At 70.7% G+C, this 16,739-nt stretch carries 15 protein-coding genes; 12 read left to right on the forward strand and 3 right to left on the reverse strand.

What is annotated here, in order from left to right; translation table 11 throughout:
- The first annotated feature begins 170 nt into the window (after positions 1–170).
- The 11 genes from ACZ45T_RS16985 to ACZ45T_RS17035 all read left to right on the forward strand — a co-directional run bounded on the left by ACZ45T_RS16985 (position 171) and on the right by ACZ45T_RS17035 (position 13,023).
- Positions 171–1,310, forward strand: coding sequence for an FAD-dependent oxidoreductase (locus ACZ45T_RS16985; RefSeq protein ID WP_468441890.1), 1,140 nt, complete (start codon positions 171–173; stop codon positions 1,308–1,310).
- Position 1,311: 1 nt separating this feature from the next.
- Positions 1,312–1,935: a hypothetical protein gene (locus ACZ45T_RS16990; protein WP_468441892.1), complete on the forward strand. Its 624-nt coding sequence runs from the start codon at positions 1,312–1,314 to the stop codon at positions 1,933–1,935.
- Between the two features lie 11 nt (positions 1,936–1,946).
- Entirely contained in the window at positions 1,947–2,720 is a 774-nt protein-coding gene (locus ACZ45T_RS16995; protein WP_468441894.1) for an aldo/keto reductase, read from the forward strand.
- Entirely contained in the window at positions 2,720–3,997 is a 1,278-nt protein-coding gene (locus ACZ45T_RS17000) for a condensation domain-containing protein (RefSeq protein WP_468441896.1), read from the forward strand. Before ACZ45T_RS16995 ends, ACZ45T_RS17000 begins: the two co-directional genes overlap by 1 nt.
- 61 nt (positions 3,998–4,058) lie before the next feature.
- Entirely contained in the window at positions 4,059–4,307 is a 249-nt protein-coding gene (locus tag ACZ45T_RS17005) for a phosphopantetheine-binding protein (protein WP_468441898.1), read from the forward strand.
- 41 nt (positions 4,308–4,348) lie between these two features.
- Positions 4,349–5,839 carry an AMP-binding protein gene (locus ACZ45T_RS17010; RefSeq protein WP_468441900.1) on the forward strand — a complete coding sequence of 497 codons (1,491 nt, stop codon included), beginning with the start codon at positions 4,349–4,351 and terminating at the stop codon, positions 5,837–5,839.
- 24 nt (positions 5,840–5,863) lie between these two features.
- The gene (locus ACZ45T_RS17015) at positions 5,864–7,027 is read left to right on the forward strand and encodes a GNAT family N-acetyltransferase (RefSeq protein ID WP_468441902.1); all 1,164 of its coding nucleotides are present in this window, start codon (positions 5,864–5,866) and stop codon (positions 7,025–7,027) included.
- Positions 7,020–8,279, forward strand: a complete 1,260-nt coding sequence (locus tag ACZ45T_RS17020) for an MFS transporter (protein ID WP_468441904.1) — start codon at positions 7,020–7,022, stop codon at positions 8,277–8,279. The genes ACZ45T_RS17015 and ACZ45T_RS17020 overlap by 8 nt, the downstream gene beginning before the upstream one ends.
- Positions 8,280–8,323: 44 nt before the next feature.
- Positions 8,324–9,517, forward strand: coding sequence for an argininosuccinate synthase-related protein (locus tag ACZ45T_RS17025; RefSeq protein ID WP_468441906.1), 1,194 nt, complete (start codon positions 8,324–8,326; stop codon positions 9,515–9,517).
- A gap of 168 nt (positions 9,518–9,685) precedes the next feature.
- The gene (locus ACZ45T_RS17030) at positions 9,686–9,853 is read left to right on the forward strand and encodes a hypothetical protein (RefSeq protein WP_468441908.1); all 168 of its coding nucleotides are present in this window, start codon (positions 9,686–9,688) and stop codon (positions 9,851–9,853) included.
- A gap of 80 nt (positions 9,854–9,933) precedes the next feature.
- Complete coding sequence (locus tag ACZ45T_RS17035; RefSeq protein WP_468442003.1) at positions 9,934–13,023, forward strand: helix-turn-helix transcriptional regulator; 3,090 nt, start codon at positions 9,934–9,936, stop codon at positions 13,021–13,023.
- On the opposite strand, the gene ACZ45T_RS17040 is transcribed toward ACZ45T_RS17035, so the two are convergent.
- The 3 genes from ACZ45T_RS17040 to ACZ45T_RS17050 form a co-directional block, all read right to left on the reverse strand.
- On the reverse strand, positions 12,986–13,165 hold the full coding sequence (locus ACZ45T_RS17040; protein ID WP_468442005.1) for a DUF6191 domain-containing protein: 180 nt from the start codon (positions 13,163–13,165) through the stop codon (positions 12,986–12,988). The two genes, ACZ45T_RS17035 and ACZ45T_RS17040, sit on opposite strands and share 38 nt — an antisense overlap.
- Positions 13,166–13,207: 42 nt before the next feature.
- The gene (locus tag ACZ45T_RS17045) at positions 13,208–14,440 is read right to left on the reverse strand and encodes a PQQ-dependent sugar dehydrogenase (protein ID WP_468441910.1); all 1,233 of its coding nucleotides are present in this window, start codon (positions 14,438–14,440) and stop codon (positions 13,208–13,210) included.
- A gap of 105 nt (positions 14,441–14,545) precedes the next feature.
- Positions 14,546–15,553 carry an aldo/keto reductase gene (locus ACZ45T_RS17050; RefSeq protein WP_468441912.1) on the reverse strand — a complete coding sequence of 336 codons (1,008 nt, stop codon included), beginning with the start codon at positions 15,551–15,553 and terminating at the stop codon, positions 14,546–14,548.
- A 73-nt stretch (positions 15,554–15,626) separates the two neighbouring features.
- Here ACZ45T_RS17050 and ACZ45T_RS17055 point away from each other — a divergent pair, with 73 nt between their 5' ends.
- Positions 15,627–16,574, forward strand: coding sequence for a 2-hydroxyacid dehydrogenase (locus ACZ45T_RS17055; protein ID WP_468441914.1), 948 nt, complete (start codon positions 15,627–15,629; stop codon positions 16,572–16,574).
- Positions 16,575–16,739: the final 165 nt, after the last annotated feature.

The following is a 16,739-nucleotide window of genomic DNA, read 5'->3' on the forward strand; positions in this document are numbered from 1 at the left end:
TTAACTTCTGTTCACCAGGTCGTCGGTGACGGTTCGGGGCTTGCCCGCTATGGCGCCCCTACTTGCTTGGCCCATGTCTTTCGGTTGCAGCGCCTGATGGCGTCTTGCCGCATGTCCGCAGACTTTGGCGCCCGTATCGACTTCTGTGACTACTCATTGGGGGATTCCATATGCATTCCACCCTCCGCTTCGACGTCGTCGTAGTCGGTGCCGGGTTTGCTGGTCTGATGTGCGCGGACAGGCTGTCGCGGCTCGGTTACCGGGTCGCGATCGTGGAGAAGGCCGATGCGACATTGGCGGGTACGAGCAGCCGGAACGAGGGATGGCTGCATGCCGGGACGTATCACGCCCTGTCAGTTCCCAACCGCCGAGAGGCAATGGCGGTGGCGAAGCGCTGTCGGATCGGCTGGGAGGAGATCCAGCGGCGCTTCCCCGAGTGCGTCGAGGTGGAGAAGGGCAAGGCCGTCGCCGTCGTCCCGGAAGCCTCGCTGGCCGAGTCCCTGAGCCGCTGGGAGGAAGCCCAGGTGGGGCACGTGCCCCTGACGCGGTCTCAGTACGACCAACTGGACGGATACGTCCACATCGGGCGGGACGAAGCCGCCTTCTCCGTCGACGACGTGGGCATCAATACGCGGATGCTGGCCGCCAGCCTGCTGTCCGAGCTGCGCACCCGTGGAGTCCAGGTCTTCCTCGGCGCGGAGATCCTGGGACGGTCGGAGGGCCTCCTGCGCTTGGACGTCGGGGGTGCGGTGCAGGAACTCGAGCACCGGTTCGTCGTGTGCGCCGCCGGGTACTCGATGGAGCTCGCCTGCGCCCAACTCGGCCTTCCGAGGACGCCGGTTCGCCTCTGGCGCAGCCACTTGGTCACGATGCCCCGCGTGGCGCCGCTCTCCGTCTTCGGTGTGGCTCCTCAGCACGCGGCGATGATCAACCACGGCGGATGGAGCATCATCGGCTTCAACGAGGATGCGACCGTCGTCGACGCGCCGACGTTCGAGGTCGATCCCGTCGTCGCCGACAGGCTGGAGGAAGCCGTTCGTTGGCGATTCCCCAAGGCCGACATGAGCGCCACTCGGCGGACGGCCTGCGTCAAGGTGGACTACGCGCCCGACGAGAGCAGCGCGCGGTCGCTGAACATCCGGATGCTGCCGGTGCTCGACGACGCGGTGGTCGTCCTGCCGGGCAAGATGACGGAGGCCCCCTTCAGCGCAAACGTCGTGGCCAGTCACGTCTTCGCGATGCTGGGGCAGGGCGGTGTGACGGGGCGGCCCATGGATTCGTACGACCTCGTAGCACAGGGGAGCAACTGAGATGCCCGAGACGGCTTACAAGCTGGTCGACGAGCACCGTCGCCGCCACGGATTCCGTACCGTCGCGGAGCTGGCGGAGCTCGCGGAGACCAACACGGTCTTCGACCTCGGCTCGACGCTGATCGCCAGGGACGCCGAGATCGGATCGGGGAACGTCTTCTACCCCGGTGTCGTCGTGCGCTGTGACGGCGGAGCCTGCGTCATCGGCCGGGACAACGTCTTCTTCCCGTCGACCATTCTGCTGGCCGAGGCCGGCGGCCGGATCGTCATCGGCGACGGCTGCACCTTCGGGCCGGGCGGAGTGCAGTTCAAGGCCAACCGGCCCGGCGTCGAGCTGAGCGTCGGAGACCGCGTACGCGTCCTCAACGGGGCCGAGATCGTCGGCTCCAGCACGCTGGGCAGCGGATCCCAGATCATCGGTGCCGTCGCGGCGCAGAGCGTCCGGCTCGGCGCGGGCGACGACTTCGAAGGCCCGGATCCCGACACCCGGGGCGCCGTACTCAAGGGCTTCGGGCTCGCCCGGGGCATTCAGCTGGAGGCGGGTGACGTCGTCAACGGGACCGGTGACTTCGCCGCTGCCCCCGTCGAGCGACAGCTTTCCTACCACCCGAGGGCCGCACGATGAACGTGTCAGCGATGGGGGACGCCCCCCGGATCGAGCTGGGACTCGGTCTCATCGGCATCGGCCGGCCGTGGCCCCATGCCGAGAACCCCGTCTGTGAGCCGGAGCAGGCATTTGCGCTGCTCGACCACGCCGTCGGCCTGGGCATCCGCTTCTTCGACACCGCCGCCGCCTACGGCAGTAGCGAGCGCGTCCTCGGCGAGTACCTGCGCAATCTCCCTTCGGGGCAGCGCGAGGAACTGCTGATCGCGACCAAGTGCGGTGAGGTGTGGCCCAAGGACGAGGCCGATCCCATCGACCACTCGATCGGCGCCCTGGAATCCAGTCTGCAGCAGTCGATCGAGCTGCTGGGCCGGATCGATCTGCTCCAGCTGCACAAGTGCACCGTGGACGACATGCGTGACGACGCACTCCTCGGCTGGTTCACCTCGCTGAGGGCGACCGGCCGGGTGGGCGCGATCGGGGTCAGCGTCTCCACCCCGGAGGCGCTGCGGGCCGCCGTCGCCACCGAGGTCTTCGACACGGTCCAGTTCCCCGCGAACGAGCGGACCACGCACCTCTCGGACGCCCACGGCGAGCGGGCCACCGGCTGTCTGCCGCTCCTCAACCGCCCGATGGCGTCCGGGGCGCTCGCGGACTCGCCCAACCCGTTCCGGTTCCACGCGGACACCTTCCGCCGTGGAGTCGTACTGACCGGCACCACGAATGCCGCCCACCTGTCGAAGAACAAGACCCTCTTCGACGAGGCGACCGCGCTCACGGCGGCGCCGACGGACAAGGACTGCTGATGACTTCCGCTGACGCCGAGGCCCCCTCGGTCACCCTTCACCCGCTCTCGTCGCAGCAGCAGAGGATGCTCGACTTCATCGGCGGCCGGGTGGACGCCTACTACCTCATGACCGAGGCCTTCACGCTCACGGGCGACCTCGACGTGCCCGCGCTGCGCGCCGCACTGATCAAGGTCCTTGACCGGCACGACGTGCTCCGTTCGGTCTACCCCGCGGACAAGGCCGGCTATGTGGTCACGGGCTCCGGTGCGGAACTGGTCGACACCATCTGGAGCGAGGCTCCCGGCGGCGCGTACGGCTCCGTCGACGAAGCCCTCGCAGCCGGGCTCGAGGTGGCGGCCCGTCCGATGAAGCTCGACGAGGAGCCGCCGCTGCGGATGTGGCTGACGGCCCTGGACGGTGACTCGACCGTCATGATCGTCTGTGGACACCACTTGGTGTTCGACGCGTGGACTTTCATGCTGTTCTACGAGGACCTGGCCGCGGAGTACCGGGCCGTGCGGGGCAACGGCAGGGTCCGCACCCGCCCGCGTCAGTACGCCGAGGCCCAGGCCGCCGCCGATCCGGCCGCCCTCGAGGGCTGGTCCGAGCTGTTCGGCCGCGACTACCGCAGCATCCGCGCACTGGACGCCGCCACCGTGTCGCCCAAGGGTCCCGGAGCGGTGCACCGCCGGGAATGGCCCGGCTTGTCCGCGGGGGTGGTGGCGGCGGCCAAGCACTTCTCGGTCACTCCGTTCGTCATCGGATCCGTGGCGATGCTGCAGGCGATCTCGGACACCTTCGGCGACACGCAGACCATGTTCGGCTCGGCCTACGCGGGCCGGACCACCGCCGCCGCGACGGGCGCGGTCGGGTACTACTCGACGACTCTGTTCGTGGGCGAGGACCTCGCCGCCCACGAGACGGTCGAGGACCTGATCGCCGCCGTCAACGGCGGACTGCGGCGCTGGTACAACTCCTCGCGCATCCAGTGGGAGGACCAGCTGGCGCTCTACGGGGCCGAGGACCTCTACCCCGTGAAGTTCGCCTTCCAGCCGATGGAACTGACGGAGCGCCAGCTCAAGCTTCCCGGCCTCCAGACGCAGAAGGTCAGCCCGAAGAGGAAGAACCTCTCCGCCCGCCGACCGGTCAACTTCATCAGTTCCTACGACGCGGACGTGGTGAGCGCCACGGTGATCGTCCGCGCCGACGTCCTCACCGAGGAACAGGCGGCCGGTCTCATCGACGCCTTCGGGGAGCGGCTCACCGCTCTCGCCGCCGTCGTCGCGACGAACTGACCCACATCCCCCGACACCCCCACGCCTGCCCTCCGGGGCAGGCCGAACAAGGAGAAGAGACATGGCGTCCGAACTGGAAATCATCGAGAAGGAAGTTGCGGAGCTGTGGGCCGAGGCCCTGGGCCTCGACAGCGTGGCGGGAGACGAGGACTTCTTCGATCTGGGCGGCAGCTCCATCACGGCGATCCGCCTGCTGCCCGCGATCACCGAGCGCTTCGGTGTGGAGCCGAGCATCGGCGTGGTCTTCGACAACCCGACCCCGCACGGCATGGCCGTCGCCCTGACCGAACTGGGCGCTCGCGTCCTCTGACCGACCGGCACCACGTCTTACCAGTACTACGGGGGCTCACCTTGACCGCGCACGAGCGCGTCCCGTCATCCGACGGACATCCTGTCCTCGGCCTTCTCGACACCGCCGTCGCCGTCCATCCGGACGGCCCGGCCCTCGAGACGTCCGAGGAAGCGATCACCTACCGCGAGTTCGCGGCCAGGGTCGATCGCACCGCCGCGCACCTCACCTCGGCGGGCGTCTGCCCGGGGGACCGGATCGTCCTGAAGGGCGAGCGGACCAGCGCGTTCGTCATCGCCCTGCTCGCCGCGTGGCGCGCCGGGGCCGTGCCGGCGCCGGTCGACGGAGCACACCCTCCGGCCAGGATCAGCCAGTACGTGGCCACCGCGCGGGCGCGCTGGGTGCTCTCCTTCGGTGAGGGCATCCGGCTGGATCCGGCGTCGGGGCCGCAGCGGGAGAGTACCGACGAGGCCGGGCGCGACGACGGCCGCTTGAGCCACATCCTGTTCACCTCGGGGAGTACGGGCGAGCCCGCGGCCGTCGCCGTCACGGACGGGCCGCTGCACTCCATGGCCCAGTGGTACGAGGCCGAGTTCGCGCCTCGGCCGGACGACCGCGTGGCGCTGCTGGGCGGACTGGGCCACGATCCGATGCTGCGGGATGTGATCGTCGCGCTGTCGGGCGCCGCCACGCTCGTCATCCCGGAGCAGGCCGTTCTGCAGGTCCCCGGCCGGCTCGCGCAGTGGGTGGCCTCGACCGGGCCCACGATCCTCCACCTCACCCCCGCACTCCTCGAGTTCGGACTGCTGGGAGGCGTGGAGGCCGAGGGCGGTCCGGCCCGGCTCCGGCTGATCCTCTCCGGCGGCGCACCGCTTTCCCGCGGACTCGCCGCCCGGGTCCTGCGTCACTGCCCGTCCGCCAGACTCCTCAACGTCTACGGAGCGACCGAAACGCCGCAGGTGGCGGCGGCCTACGAGGTGCGCCCTCCGGTGGATGCCGATGCGGCGCCGGACGATCTGCTGCCCATCGGCGCGGGCGTCGCGGGAGCCCTGGTCGTCCTCGGCGGCGAACTGGCCGGCTCCGGAGCCGCCGCCGACGAGATCGTCGTACGCAGCCGGAGTCTTGCCGTCGGCTACCTGTGCGGCGGCCGGTCGAACGAACGCTTCCTGCCGGACCCCGCAGGTGACCCCGCCTACCGCGTCTACTGCACGGGAGATCTCGGTATGCGTGGCGTGGACGGTGAGCTGTACGTCACCGGCCGCGCCGACCGGCAGGTGTCGGTCAACGGTCACCGGGTGGCCCTGGAGGAGATCGAGTCCGCGGCGCTGCGGCATCCTCAGATCGCCCATGCCGAGGCCGCTTTCCGCAAGGGACGGCTCGGCGAGGTCCTCTCGCTCCAAGTGGTGGCACTCGACCCGGAGGCCGTTTCCGCGCCGGAACTGCGGCGGCACCTCTCCGCCGAACTGCCCGGATACGCCACTCCATCGGCCATCCGTTTCACCGAGGCGGTACTGGATGCGAACCACAAGTTGCGTCTCGCCCCCCGTAACTGACCAGCCGCCGAAAAGAGTACTTCTGTGAACGATCTTGAAATTCTGCGGTTCGACCGGATCGAAGACGTCCCGGCCGAGGTGTGGGCCGACCTCAAGCAGACGCAGTCCCTGTTCACCTCGCGTGGCTGGAGCCTGACGCTGCGCCGGTCGAACGACCGCGTCCCTGTGGAGTTCTGGGCCATCCGCGACGCGGCCGGCTACCTGCTCGGTATCCCCGTGCACATCTACGCGGAGGCGCCCGCCCGGTACACGTACGACGTGTGGTCGCTGCACAAGCGTGACCTCGACCCGGGCGCCGGCATCGAGCACCGCTCCCGCCCGCACGTGCTCATCGGTACGCGCAACGGTCAGCGCAACGGGTTCCTGCACTCGGACCGTTCGTGCGACCAGGCTGCCGGCAAGCTGCTGACGGCCATCGCGGACGCCCACAGCTCCAGCGTGGTGAGCATGCTGTACCTGGACCGCGAGCTGATGCAGGACCTGAGCGCCGAGCTCACTGGCTGGGACTGCTATTTCGTCGATGCCTCGGGTGAGCTCGCCGTTCCGGCCGCCGGCTCGGACATCGAGTCGTTCCTGTCGACCGTCGCCGACGACCGCTCCCGGCGCCGCATCCGGGCGGAGCTTCGGGGCAACGAGGACGATCCCGTCGAAAGGATCGAGGACGCCTCGGAGATCGAGAGGATGACGCCTCTGCTGGCCCCGCTCCTCGCGAACCTCCACCGGCGTCACGGGCAACCGGCGGAGGAGGCGAGCATGGCCTCCTACATCAGGGCCACGGCCAACTCCGGGCTCCAGCCCCAGCTGCTGCTGACCGGAGGGACGGCGAACCCGAAGGGCTTCTCCCTGGGCGTCCAGGAGGGAGACCTCATGTCGATGCGCGTCGCGGGCTTCGACTACGACCGTCTCGGCGACCGTCCCAACGACTACCCGCGGCTCGTGCTGTACGAGCCGCTCCTGCACGCCATGCGGTCCGGGGTGCGGCTCATCGATCTGGGCACCGGCGCCCTCTTCGCGAAGATGCTGCGCGGGGCCAGGGCCGTACCGCTGTACAGCCTCGTGAGGCTCCCTCACGACCTCGGAGTGAAGCGGCGGCCGGGCGGTGACCGTTCGCGCCTCGCGGACATCAGCACCTCGATTCCGAAACTATCCCTGGAGTCGACTTCCCATTGGGCAGTGAGCAATGACTAGTATCGCCACCAAAGAGGAACCGGCCATCAGCTGGGCCCAGTTCAACCGCTTCTGGGTGAGCCAGTCGTTCGCGCAGGCGGCGGGCCAGGTCCTCAACGTCGGGTTCCCGCTCCTGGCGGCGGAATTCCTCAAGCTGAGGCCTTCGGAGGTCGCTGCGACGACCGCGCTGCAGTTCATTCCGTACCTGGTCATCACCCCCATAGCCGGCCTGATCGTGGACCGGATGGACCGAGTCCGGCTGGTCCAGCTGTGCCACGCGGTCCGCGGCCTGCTGCTCCTGGGGGCAGGACTGCTCGCCACCGCCGGCGAGCTGAGCGCCGTGGCGCTCTGGGGCACCGTGCTGCTCGCCGGTGCCTTCAACGCCCTGGCCAGCGTGGGCACCATGGCGCTGGTGCCCGACCTCGCCCCCGAAGGGGGGATGGCCAAGGCCAACGGCAGGCTCCAGCTCTCCATGTCGATCACTCAGGTGGTCGGCCCCTCCATCGCCGGACTCCTGCTCGCCTTCTCCGGCGACCTGGTGCTGTTCGCCATCGCCACGGCGTTCGCGATAGCCGCGGCCATGATCCTGCGCACCCGGGCGCGCGCACTGCCGCAGGCGGCCAATGCCCGGGAGCCATGGGGGCAGTCGTTCGTCGCGGGCGCGAAGTTCGTGCGGCAGACCACCACGCTGTGGGTGCTGCTGCTTCAGATGACCCTGTTCAACTTCTTCGAACAGGCTGTGATCACGCTCTTCATGCTGTTCGCCCTACGGGATCTGGGGCTGGACTCGGCGCAGGTCGGCCTCGTCCTGGGAACAGGAGCGATCGGCTCCGTCGTGGGCGCGGCCATCGCACCCAAATTCAAGACCTCGCAGGGCGTGACGCGCATCCTGATCCTGTCGACGGGGCTCGCCTCCGTCACCCCTGCTCTCCTGCCGTTCACCCCACAAGGGTCGATCGTGCTCGCCATGGCGATGAGCGGCGTGACGTTCTGTTTCTACGGCTTTGGTCTCACGGTGTTCAACGTTCACTCGAACACCATCCGGCACGAGCTCGCCCCGCGAGAGCTGCAAGGCCGCCTTGCAGCCGTATTCCGGACCAGCGCCTTCTCCTCCGTGGCTCTGGGCGCAGGATTCGCCGGCCTCCTGGCCGAAGTACTCGCCCTCAGGACGGCCATCGGGCTTGCCTGCCTCGGACTGATCCTGTCGTTCGGCCTGTTCTCGCTGCTGCTCACCCGTGCACAGCGCAGCCCAGCGCCCTCAACGCGGACGTAACCACCCTGTTCATCCGTTCTGACGGCCGACCCTGAAAGTGTGCCGTGCGTCATCAAGGACAAATCATCCGTTCGTTCCGACAGCTCAGGACTGACGTCCTGGCATCGGATTCCCCCATCGTCACCCTGTTCAGCGGTGGTCTGGACAGCAGCTACCTGCTGCTCCGGCTCAAGGAAGCGGGTTTCCACAACATCCACGCGGTCAGCGTCGACCTCGGTGAGGACGAAAGCAGCGCGGACAAACAGCAGGTAGCCGACGCGCTGGGTGCGCAGCTCCACATCATCGACGGCCGCCAGGTCTTCGCCGAGGAGTTCGTACGCTCGGCAATCAGCGCGCAGGCGGTCTATCTGGACACCCACCCGGTCAGCTCGACCCTGAGCCGCCCGCTCATCGCCCGCTTCGCCGTGGATCTGGCACGGGAACTGGGCGCGACCGCCATCCTGCACACGGCGAACCGATCGCAGAACACCCTGCGACGCCTGAACGGGGCCCTCACGCTGCTGGGCTTCGACGGCCAGTACGGCAGCCCGTACGACCTCGACCCCGTCGACCGCGACCAGAAGATCCAGGAGCTCAAGGAAGCCGGCCTGGACCGGATGAGCGAGCGCATCGTGAGCGGGGACTCGAACCTGTGGTGCCGCGAGTTCGAGTCCGGGATCCTCGACGACCCCGAGGACCACGCGGTTCCGGAGCACATGTACCGGTGGAGCTCGGTGGGAGCATCCGATGCCACCGACGTGGTGGAAATTCGATTCCGGGAAGGCGTCCCGGTGGCGGTCGACGGCGTGGAGATGGAACTCCTCGACCTGATCGAAAAGCTGAACGTACGGGCAGGCGCGTTCGGGGTCGGCCGCTACAGCGGACTTGAGCACCTCGACAACGGCGAGAAGGTGCTGGAGATCCGGGAGATGCCGGCGGCGTGGCTGCTGCTCCGCTCTTACCGCCACCTGGAGACCGCCACCCTCGGTGCAGAGACGATCCGGGAGAAGATGCACCTGGAGCAGCTGTGGGTGCGCGAGGCTCTGGAAGGCCGCTGGTTCGGTGAGCTGCGTGGCGCGCTCCAGTGCTTCATCGACACCTGCGCGCAGCGTGTGACCGGTTCCGTGCGCTGGAAGCTGACGGTGGGCGCGGCCGAGACCCGCGCGATCGTGGCGGACGAACCTCGCTACCTGAGGGACCGGGAGGCGTGGGAGAAGCAGTCGGTACTCATCGAGAACGCCCCCTACGCCCTCGCATAGGCGCATCGCCGGCACCTCCTTAGTGCTCCGGGGGTCCTTCGGCCTCCGGCCTAAGGACCCCCGCCCCGTACAGATGCGGCATGCGACCGATGTGGCGGTACCCCCTGGGACGCGAAGCTTGGAACACACCGAACGAGGTGCCCAGGCAACGCAACCAGGGAGTACGAGATGTTCCAGCACGAGATCGCAGCCGCCCGCAACGCCGACCTCCGCCGCAAGGCCGAGGAGTACCGCCTGGTGCGCGAGGCCAGGAAGGCGCGCCGCGCCTCCTCGCGGAGCCAGGAACCCGAAGGGTCGGTGAGGGGGCACCGGAGCCGCTTCGCCCGCGCCGCGTAGCCGGCGCCGCGACCCGCGTGAACTGACACGTGATGAGAAGCGCACCGACGACAAGTGCCGCCGGGCAGGACCACTGTGCGATGCTCGGCGACGTGGAGACGAGATCTGTCAGCCCGGTGTTCGTCGGCCGAGCCGACGAACTGGCCGTGCTCACCGACGCGCTGGCCCGCGCCGCAGGCAATGAACCGCAGGCGATGCTCATCGGGGGAGAGGCCGGGGTCGGCAAGACCCGCCTCACCGAGGAGTTCCTCTGCGAGGCGGACCGCCGCGGCGCCGTCGTCGCCGTCGGGGGCTGTGTGGAGATCGGGGCGGAGGGACTTCCCTTCGCCCCGTTTTCGACGGCGCTGCGCACCCTGCACCGGCTGCTCCCCGAGGAGTTGGCCGCTGCGGCCGCCGGCCAGGAGGACGAACTCGCCCGGATCCTCCCCGAACTCGGCGACACCCCGCGCGGCCCGCACGACGAGGAGAGCACCGCCCGCCTCTTCGAACTGACGGCCCGGATGCTGGAGCGGCTCGCCCGCGACCGCACCGTCGTCCTCGTCCTGGAGGACCTGCACTGGGCTGACACCTCCACCCGGCACCTCCTCTCCTATCTCTTCCGCACCCTCGGCAGCGGCCGGCTCGTCGTCGTCGCCACCTACCGCGCGGACGACGTCCACCGCCGCCACCCGCTGCGCCCGCTCCTCGCCGAACTCGACCGGCTCCGCACCGTCCGGCGCATCGAGCTGTCCCGCTTCAACCGGGCAGAGGTGCGCCGCCAGCTCGCCGGCATCCTCGCCGCGCAGCCCGACGAGGACTTCGTCGACTCCGTCTTCGACCGGTCCGACGGCAACGCCTTCTTCGTCGAGGAACTCGTCGCCTCCCGGGAGAGCGGCTGCCGCACCGGACTCACCGAATCCCTGCGCGACCTGCTCCTCGTCCGCGTCGAGGTCCTCCCGGACGAGACCCAGCGCCTGGTGCGCATCGTCGCCGAGGGCGGCTCCACCGTGGAGTACCCGCTCCTGCGCGCCGTCGCCGGGCTCACCGAGGACGAACTGATCCAGGCGCTGAGGGCCGCGGTCGGAGCCAACATCCTGATCGCCACCCCCGACGGCGACGGCTACCGCTTCCGGCACTCGCTGGTCCGCGAGGCCGTCAGCGACGACCTGCTGCCCGGCGAGCGCGCCCGCGTCAACCGCCACTACGCCGAGGCCCTGGAGGCCGACGCCTCGCTGATCCGCGCCGGGGAGCGGGCCATCCGGCTGGCCAGCTACTGGTACCAGGCGAACGACCCGGCCAAGGCGCTGCCCGTCGTACTGGCCGCGTCCGTGGCGGCCCGCCGCCGGCACGCCTACTCCGAGCAGCTGCGTCTGCTGGAGCGGGCCATGGACCTGTGGGACAGCGCCCCGGAGGACGTCCGCGAGGCGCTTCGTCCGGCGGACTACACCGAGGTGTACCCGCCCCTGACCTGCGTCACGGAGGACCTCGGCGCCTGCGACCCGGCGACCACCCCGCTCCAGCGGCTCGACCTGCTGGCCGAGGCGACCGTCGCGGCCCGCTACGGCGGCGAGCCGGAACGCGCCCTGAAGATCACGAAGACGGCGCTGCGCCTGCTGGAGGAGGACGGCGACCCGCTGCGGGCCGCCTGGTTCTGGACCGAACGCTCCCGGCTGGTCGCCGGCCTCGGCCGCGGCGACGGCTGGGAGGAGATAGCCAAGGCGCAGGACCTGGTCCGGGGGCTGCCCCCGTCCCAGGTGCACGCCGAGGTCCTGGCCAAGGCGGCGAACTGGGGCCTGCTCCACAAGCCGGGCCCCGCCAACCTCGCCGCCGCCGAACGCGCCGTCGAGTACGCGCGCACGGTCGGCGCCGAGGAGACCGAGCTCAACGCCCGGATCGCGGTCGGCTGCCTGCGCACCGACTTCGGCGACGTGTCCGGCGGCCTCGCCGAGATGCACGCGGTCAGGGAACGGGCCACGGAACTCGGGCTCGCCATGCTGGCGGGACGTGCGCATATCAATCTCACCTCTCAGTTGGAAAGCCTGGGCCGGTCCCGCGAAGCCGTGGAACTGGCCGAACAAGGGGCTGAACTGGGCAGGACGTCCAGGCTGCTGGACACCGAGGCATGGCTCTGCGGGAACATGGCCGAGAGCCTGTGCAGCCTCGGCCGCTGGGACGAGGCGGCCGAGGCGGCCCGGTGCACCCTGCGCGTCGGCCAGAGCGCGGCCCCCCGCGGCTCGGCCGCCGCACGTCTGGCCTACCTGGCGCTGGCCCGGGGCGAGTTGACCGAGGCGGCCCACCAGCTCGCCGCCGCCCACGCCCACTTCGGCGCCCACGAGACCCAGCCCCAGCACCGGATACCGCTGTACCGCCTCGCGATCGGGCTCGCCGCGGGGGAGGGCCGGATCGCCGACCTCCGCGCCGAGACGGCCGCCGCCGTCGCCTACGGTTTCCCGCTCGGGCACCACCGCTACGCCTGGCCGCTGCTGCTCGCCGCCGCCTCCGCCGAGGCGGACGCCCGGGGACTCCCGGCCTCCGACGCCGGCCGGGACGCAGCCCTGGACGTGCTGCGCACCGCCGCCGGCTCCCTCGCCACCCCGGTCCCGGTGTGGTCCGCCCACGCCGCATACGTCCGGGCCGAGCTGCTGCGGGCCGAGGCTCGCGACACCGCCGCCGACTGGGCCGCCGTCGAGGAGTCCGCCCGCCCGCTGGACCGCCCGTACCTACTGGCCCGGGCCCGCCACCGGCTCGCGGAGGCGCTGCTGGCCGCCGGCGGTGACCGTGAACCCGCGGCCGTCCTGCTCCGCGAGGCCTACGCCACCGCCGACCGGATCGGCGCACGCCGGCTGCGCGAGGATCTGGCCCTGCTCGCCCAGCGCGCCCGGCTCCCGCTCACCGCCGCAGAGCCGACCCCGGCCCCGTCCGAACCGCGGACCGACCCGGTCGAGGCCCTCGGCCTGACCAGCCGCGAGCGGGACGTGCTGCGCCTGGTCGCGGCCGGCAACACCAACCGCAAGATCGCCGAGGAACTCTTCATCTCCCCGAAGACGGCGAGCGTGCACGTCTCCAACATCCTGGCGAAGCTGGGCGTCGCCGGCCGCGGCGAAGCGGCCGCCCTCGCCCACCGGCTACGGCTCTTCGCCCCGCCCGGCGCCGTCAGCCCACGACCGGAGGCTGCTCGGCCAGGCGTATGAGCACCTTGCCCGATTCGAGGTCTATCGGGCCCCGTCCCGGATCGTTGTCATTGACGTCGGTCCGGGACAGCTCCAGCCGCTTCTTCTCCTCGTCCGTGTGCTTGCGCCCCGGGTTGAACAGCTCCTCGATCATGTTGAACACCGCGTCCACCGCGCCTTCCCTCCCCCTAGGGGGCCGTACCGGCTATCGCACGGTCAGGGTCAGGATCCTGTCGTCGCCCGCTTCCGGCGACCCGCGCCCATCCGTCTCGCTCGTGACCAGCAGCAGTTTGTCCCCGCCGAGCGCCACCACCGTGCGCAGCCGGCCGTACTTCCCCTCGAGGAACGCTTCGGGCTCCGCGACGGGTTCCGCTCCGGCCAGCGGGATCCGCCACAGCCGCTCGCCCTTCAGCCCGGCCATCCACACGGACCCCTCCGCCCAGGCGATCCCGCTCGGCGAGGCCTCGTCGGTCGTCCACACGGCCACCGGATCCCGGAAGCCCGGCTTGCCCGCCTTCCCCTCGGCCTCGGGCCAGCCGTAATTCGCGCCGGGCTCGATCAGATTCAGCTCGTCCCAGGTGTTCTGGCCGAACTCGGCCGCCCACAGCCGTTTGTCCTTGTCCCAGGCGAGGCCCTGCACATTGCGGTGCCCGTAGGAGTAGACGACCGAATCGGCCTCCGGATTGCCGTGCACCGGATCCCCGTCCGGGGTCATCCGCAGGATCTTGCCGCCCAGCGACTTCTTGTCCTGCGCGAGCCTCCTGTCGCCCGTCTCACCCGTCCCCGCATAGAGCATCTTGTCCGGACCGAAGGCGATCCGGCCGCCGTTGTGCACGAGGCCCTTCGGGATGCCCCGGAACACGGTGTCCGGCGCGCCCAGTTGCTGCCCGGCCGGTCTCTGCTCGTCATACCGCAGCCGGGCGATGCGATTGTCGGACTCGGTCGTGAAGTACACATACACCAGCCGGTCGGAGGCGAAGGAGGGCGACAGCGCGAGGCCCAGCAGCCCACCCTCTCCGCCCGGAGCCACCCCCGGCACCTTGCCGATCTGCGTCACCGCGCCCGAGTCCGCCGCGATCCGGCTGATCGTCCCCTTGTCCCGCGAGGCGACCAGCAGGTCCCCGCCGGGCAGGGGAGCCACGCCCCACGGCGACTCCAGGCCCTTGGCGACCTCGCCGCCGACCGTCACCGCCCCCTTGGCCGGCGGGCCGGTGGCCTCCGGTGAAGCGGACGGTCTCGCCGATGCGCCCGGTGACCCGGAGCCGGCCGCACCCGTGCCCGGTGGAGAGCTGCCCCCCGCGCCGGGGGCGCCCGACGGCGCGCACCCCGCCGCCAGCAGAGCGCCGCACCCGGCCAGCGCCACCGCCGCCAGCACGCTCCGGCGCCGCGCGCCCAGGCCCTCGTACCCCACCTGCCCGGGAGAACTTCCGTATCGCATCGCCCTGCTCCCTTCCGGTCCTCCGATCGTGCCCGTCATCTGTCTCAACAGCCGCAGCAGTTCGCGAAGTTCCACCACTCGTACACTCGATCGAGTGGTTGTGGGTCAGTCCCAGGCTCCCACCGCACCCGGCAGGGACGCGATCTCGGCCAGGTCCCCGGCCGAGAGGCGCACCTGCGCCGCCCGCGCGTTCTCCGCCGCCCAGTGCGCCCGGTCGGCCCCCGGCACCGGCACCACCTGCGGCCCCTGCGCCAGCACCCAGGCCAGAGCCACCTGCGCGGCCGTGACCTCGGGCCCGTGCCGCCGCGCCACCCGCCGCAGCCCCGCCACCAGCACCTGGTTCGAGGCCATCGCCTCCGCCGTGAACCGCGGATGGCGGGCCCGTACGTCCTGCGACTCGAAGCCCTCACCCGGGGTGAGCGTTCCGGTGAGGAACCCGCTGCCCAGCGGCATCGCCGCCAGGAACCCCACCCCGCGTGCGGCACACCACGGCAGCAGCTGCCACGCCGCCTCCGGCGACCACACCGACAGCTCCGCCTGCACCGCGCTCACCGGGAACACCTGCTGCGCCCGCTCCAGGTGCCGCAGGGTCGTCCCGTACCCGCGGTCCCCGCGCCGCCCCGCCCCCGGACCCGCCCCGGCGCCCAGCGCGCAGAAGCCGAGCGCCCGCACCTTGCCCGCGCCCACCAGCTCCGCCATGGCCCCCCAGGTCTCCTCCACCGGCACCTCCGGGTCCACCCGGTGCAGCTGGTAGAGGTCTATGACGTCGGTCCGCAGCCGCCGCAGCGAGGCATCGCAGGCCCGCCGCACGTAGCCGGGCCGCCCGTCGGCCACCACGTGCTGCTCACCCGCCCGCAGTCCCACCTTCGCCGAGACGAACGCCTCGGACCGCCGCTCCCGCAGCACCCGGCCCAGCAGCAGCTCATTGGTGTAGGGCCCGTACACGTCGGCCGTGTCCAGCAGGTTCGACCCCAGGTCCAGCGCCGTGTGCACGGCGGCCAGCGACTCCTGCCCGCGCCGCCGCGAGGGCGCGTACGCCCAGCTCATCGGCATACAGCCGAGGCCTATGGCGCCCACGGCCAGCGCCCCCGCCCCGATCGACCTGCGCTCCACGCCTGCGTCCTCCTCGCGCTCCGGCCATCAAACTAACGGCTTGATCAAGAAGCCTTGGCATAGCCTCGTGATCATGACTGCAATGACCCCGGACGTCTGGCTTCCGTTCCCCGCCGAGGAGATCGAGGGCCTCCCCGACTCCTTCCGCTACCGCCTCTGGGACGGCGAGGACGCCTTCCCGGCGGATCCCGCCGACTGCGTCTTCTACGTGACCCCCTACATGAAGTCCCCCGAGGTCACCGTGCGTCCGCTGGCGGCCATGCCCGCCGTCCGGGTCGTCCAGACCCTCACCGCCGGCATCGACCACGTACTGGGCGGCCTCGGCGACCTGCGCCCCGGCGTACGGCTGTGCAACGCCGTCGGCGTGCACACCGCCAGCACCGCCGAACTCGCCCTCGCCCTGACCCTCGCCTCCCTGCGCGGCATCCCCGGCATGGTCCGGGGACAGGACCGCGAGGAGTGGCGCTCCGGCTTCTACGACGCCCTCGCCGACAAATCCGTTCTGATCATCGGCTACGGATCCATCGGCTCGGCCATCGAGGACCGGCTGGCGCCCTTCGAATGCGAGCGGATCGCGCGCGTGGCCCGTACGGCGCGGACCAGTGCGCGCGGGCCCGTGCACGCCCTCGCCGACCTGCCCCGCCTCCTGCCGCAGGCCGACGTGGTGATCCTCGTGACCCCGCTGACCGATGCCACCCGGGGCCTGGTGGGCGCCGACTTCCTGAGCCGGATGAAGGACGGCGCCCTGCTGGTGAACGTTTCGCGTGGTCCCGTCGTCGACACCAAGTCCCTGCTGGCGGAGGTGGAGTCGGGCCGGCTGCGCGCGGCGCTCGACGTCACCGACCCGGAACCGCTGCCTGCGGGCCACCCGCTCTGGCATGCTCCGAATGTCCTGATCACGCCTCATGTCGGCGGCAGCAGCTCGGCGTTCGAGCCGCGGGCCAAGCGCCTGCTGGCGCGCCAGCTCACCCGGTTCGCCGCCGGGGAGCCCGTCGAGCACACGGTACTGATCACCGAGTGACGCGCGGCGCGCACGCTCCGCAGTCGTGCGGATGCGCTCGGTGGGCACAACTCCCCGGTCGGTAACGGAGCGTAGAGGATCTATGTCCCTGAGTGACGAAAGTGGTGTATCGTCCGGAAGAAGGGGCTGCGCCACGAACGTCTGGCGCTGGGGAGTGATCGGACA

This window comes from Streptomyces sp. NPDC030995, assembly GCF_055571215.1.

What these genes read in the sequence shown, in the direction of transcription:
- ACZ45T_RS16985 (WP_468441890.1), top strand. Translation starts at nt 171, where the DNA reads ATGCATTCCACCCTCCGCTTCGACGTCGTCGTAGTCGGTGCCGGGTTT.
- ACZ45T_RS16990 (WP_468441892.1), top strand. Translation starts at nt 1,312, where the DNA reads ATGCCCGAGACGGCTTACAAGCTGGTCGACGAGCACCGTCGCCGCCAC.
- ACZ45T_RS16995 (WP_468441894.1), top strand. Translation starts at nt 1,947, where the DNA reads ATGGGGGACGCCCCCCGGATCGAGCTGGGACTCGGTCTCATCGGCATC.
- ACZ45T_RS17000 (WP_468441896.1), top strand. Translation starts at nt 2,720, where the DNA reads ATGACTTCCGCTGACGCCGAGGCCCCCTCGGTCACCCTTCACCCGCTC.
- ACZ45T_RS17005 (WP_468441898.1), top strand. Translation starts at nt 4,059, where the DNA reads ATGGCGTCCGAACTGGAAATCATCGAGAAGGAAGTTGCGGAGCTGTGG.
- ACZ45T_RS17020 (WP_468441904.1), top strand. Translation starts at nt 7,020, where the DNA reads ATGACTAGTATCGCCACCAAAGAGGAACCGGCCATCAGCTGGGCCCAG.
- ACZ45T_RS17030 (WP_468441908.1), top strand. Translation starts at nt 9,686, where the DNA reads ATGTTCCAGCACGAGATCGCAGCCGCCCGCAACGCCGACCTCCGCCGC.
- ACZ45T_RS17035 (WP_468442003.1), top strand. Translation starts at nt 9,934, where the DNA reads ATGCTCGGCGACGTGGAGACGAGATCTGTCAGCCCGGTGTTCGTCGGC.
- ACZ45T_RS17045 (WP_468441910.1), bottom strand. Translation starts at nt 14,440, where the DNA reads ATGCGATACGGAAGTTCTCCCGGGCAGGTGGGGTACGAGGGCCTGGGC.
- ACZ45T_RS17055 (WP_468441914.1), top strand. Translation starts at nt 15,627, where the DNA reads ATGACTGCAATGACCCCGGACGTCTGGCTTCCGTTCCCCGCCGAGGAG.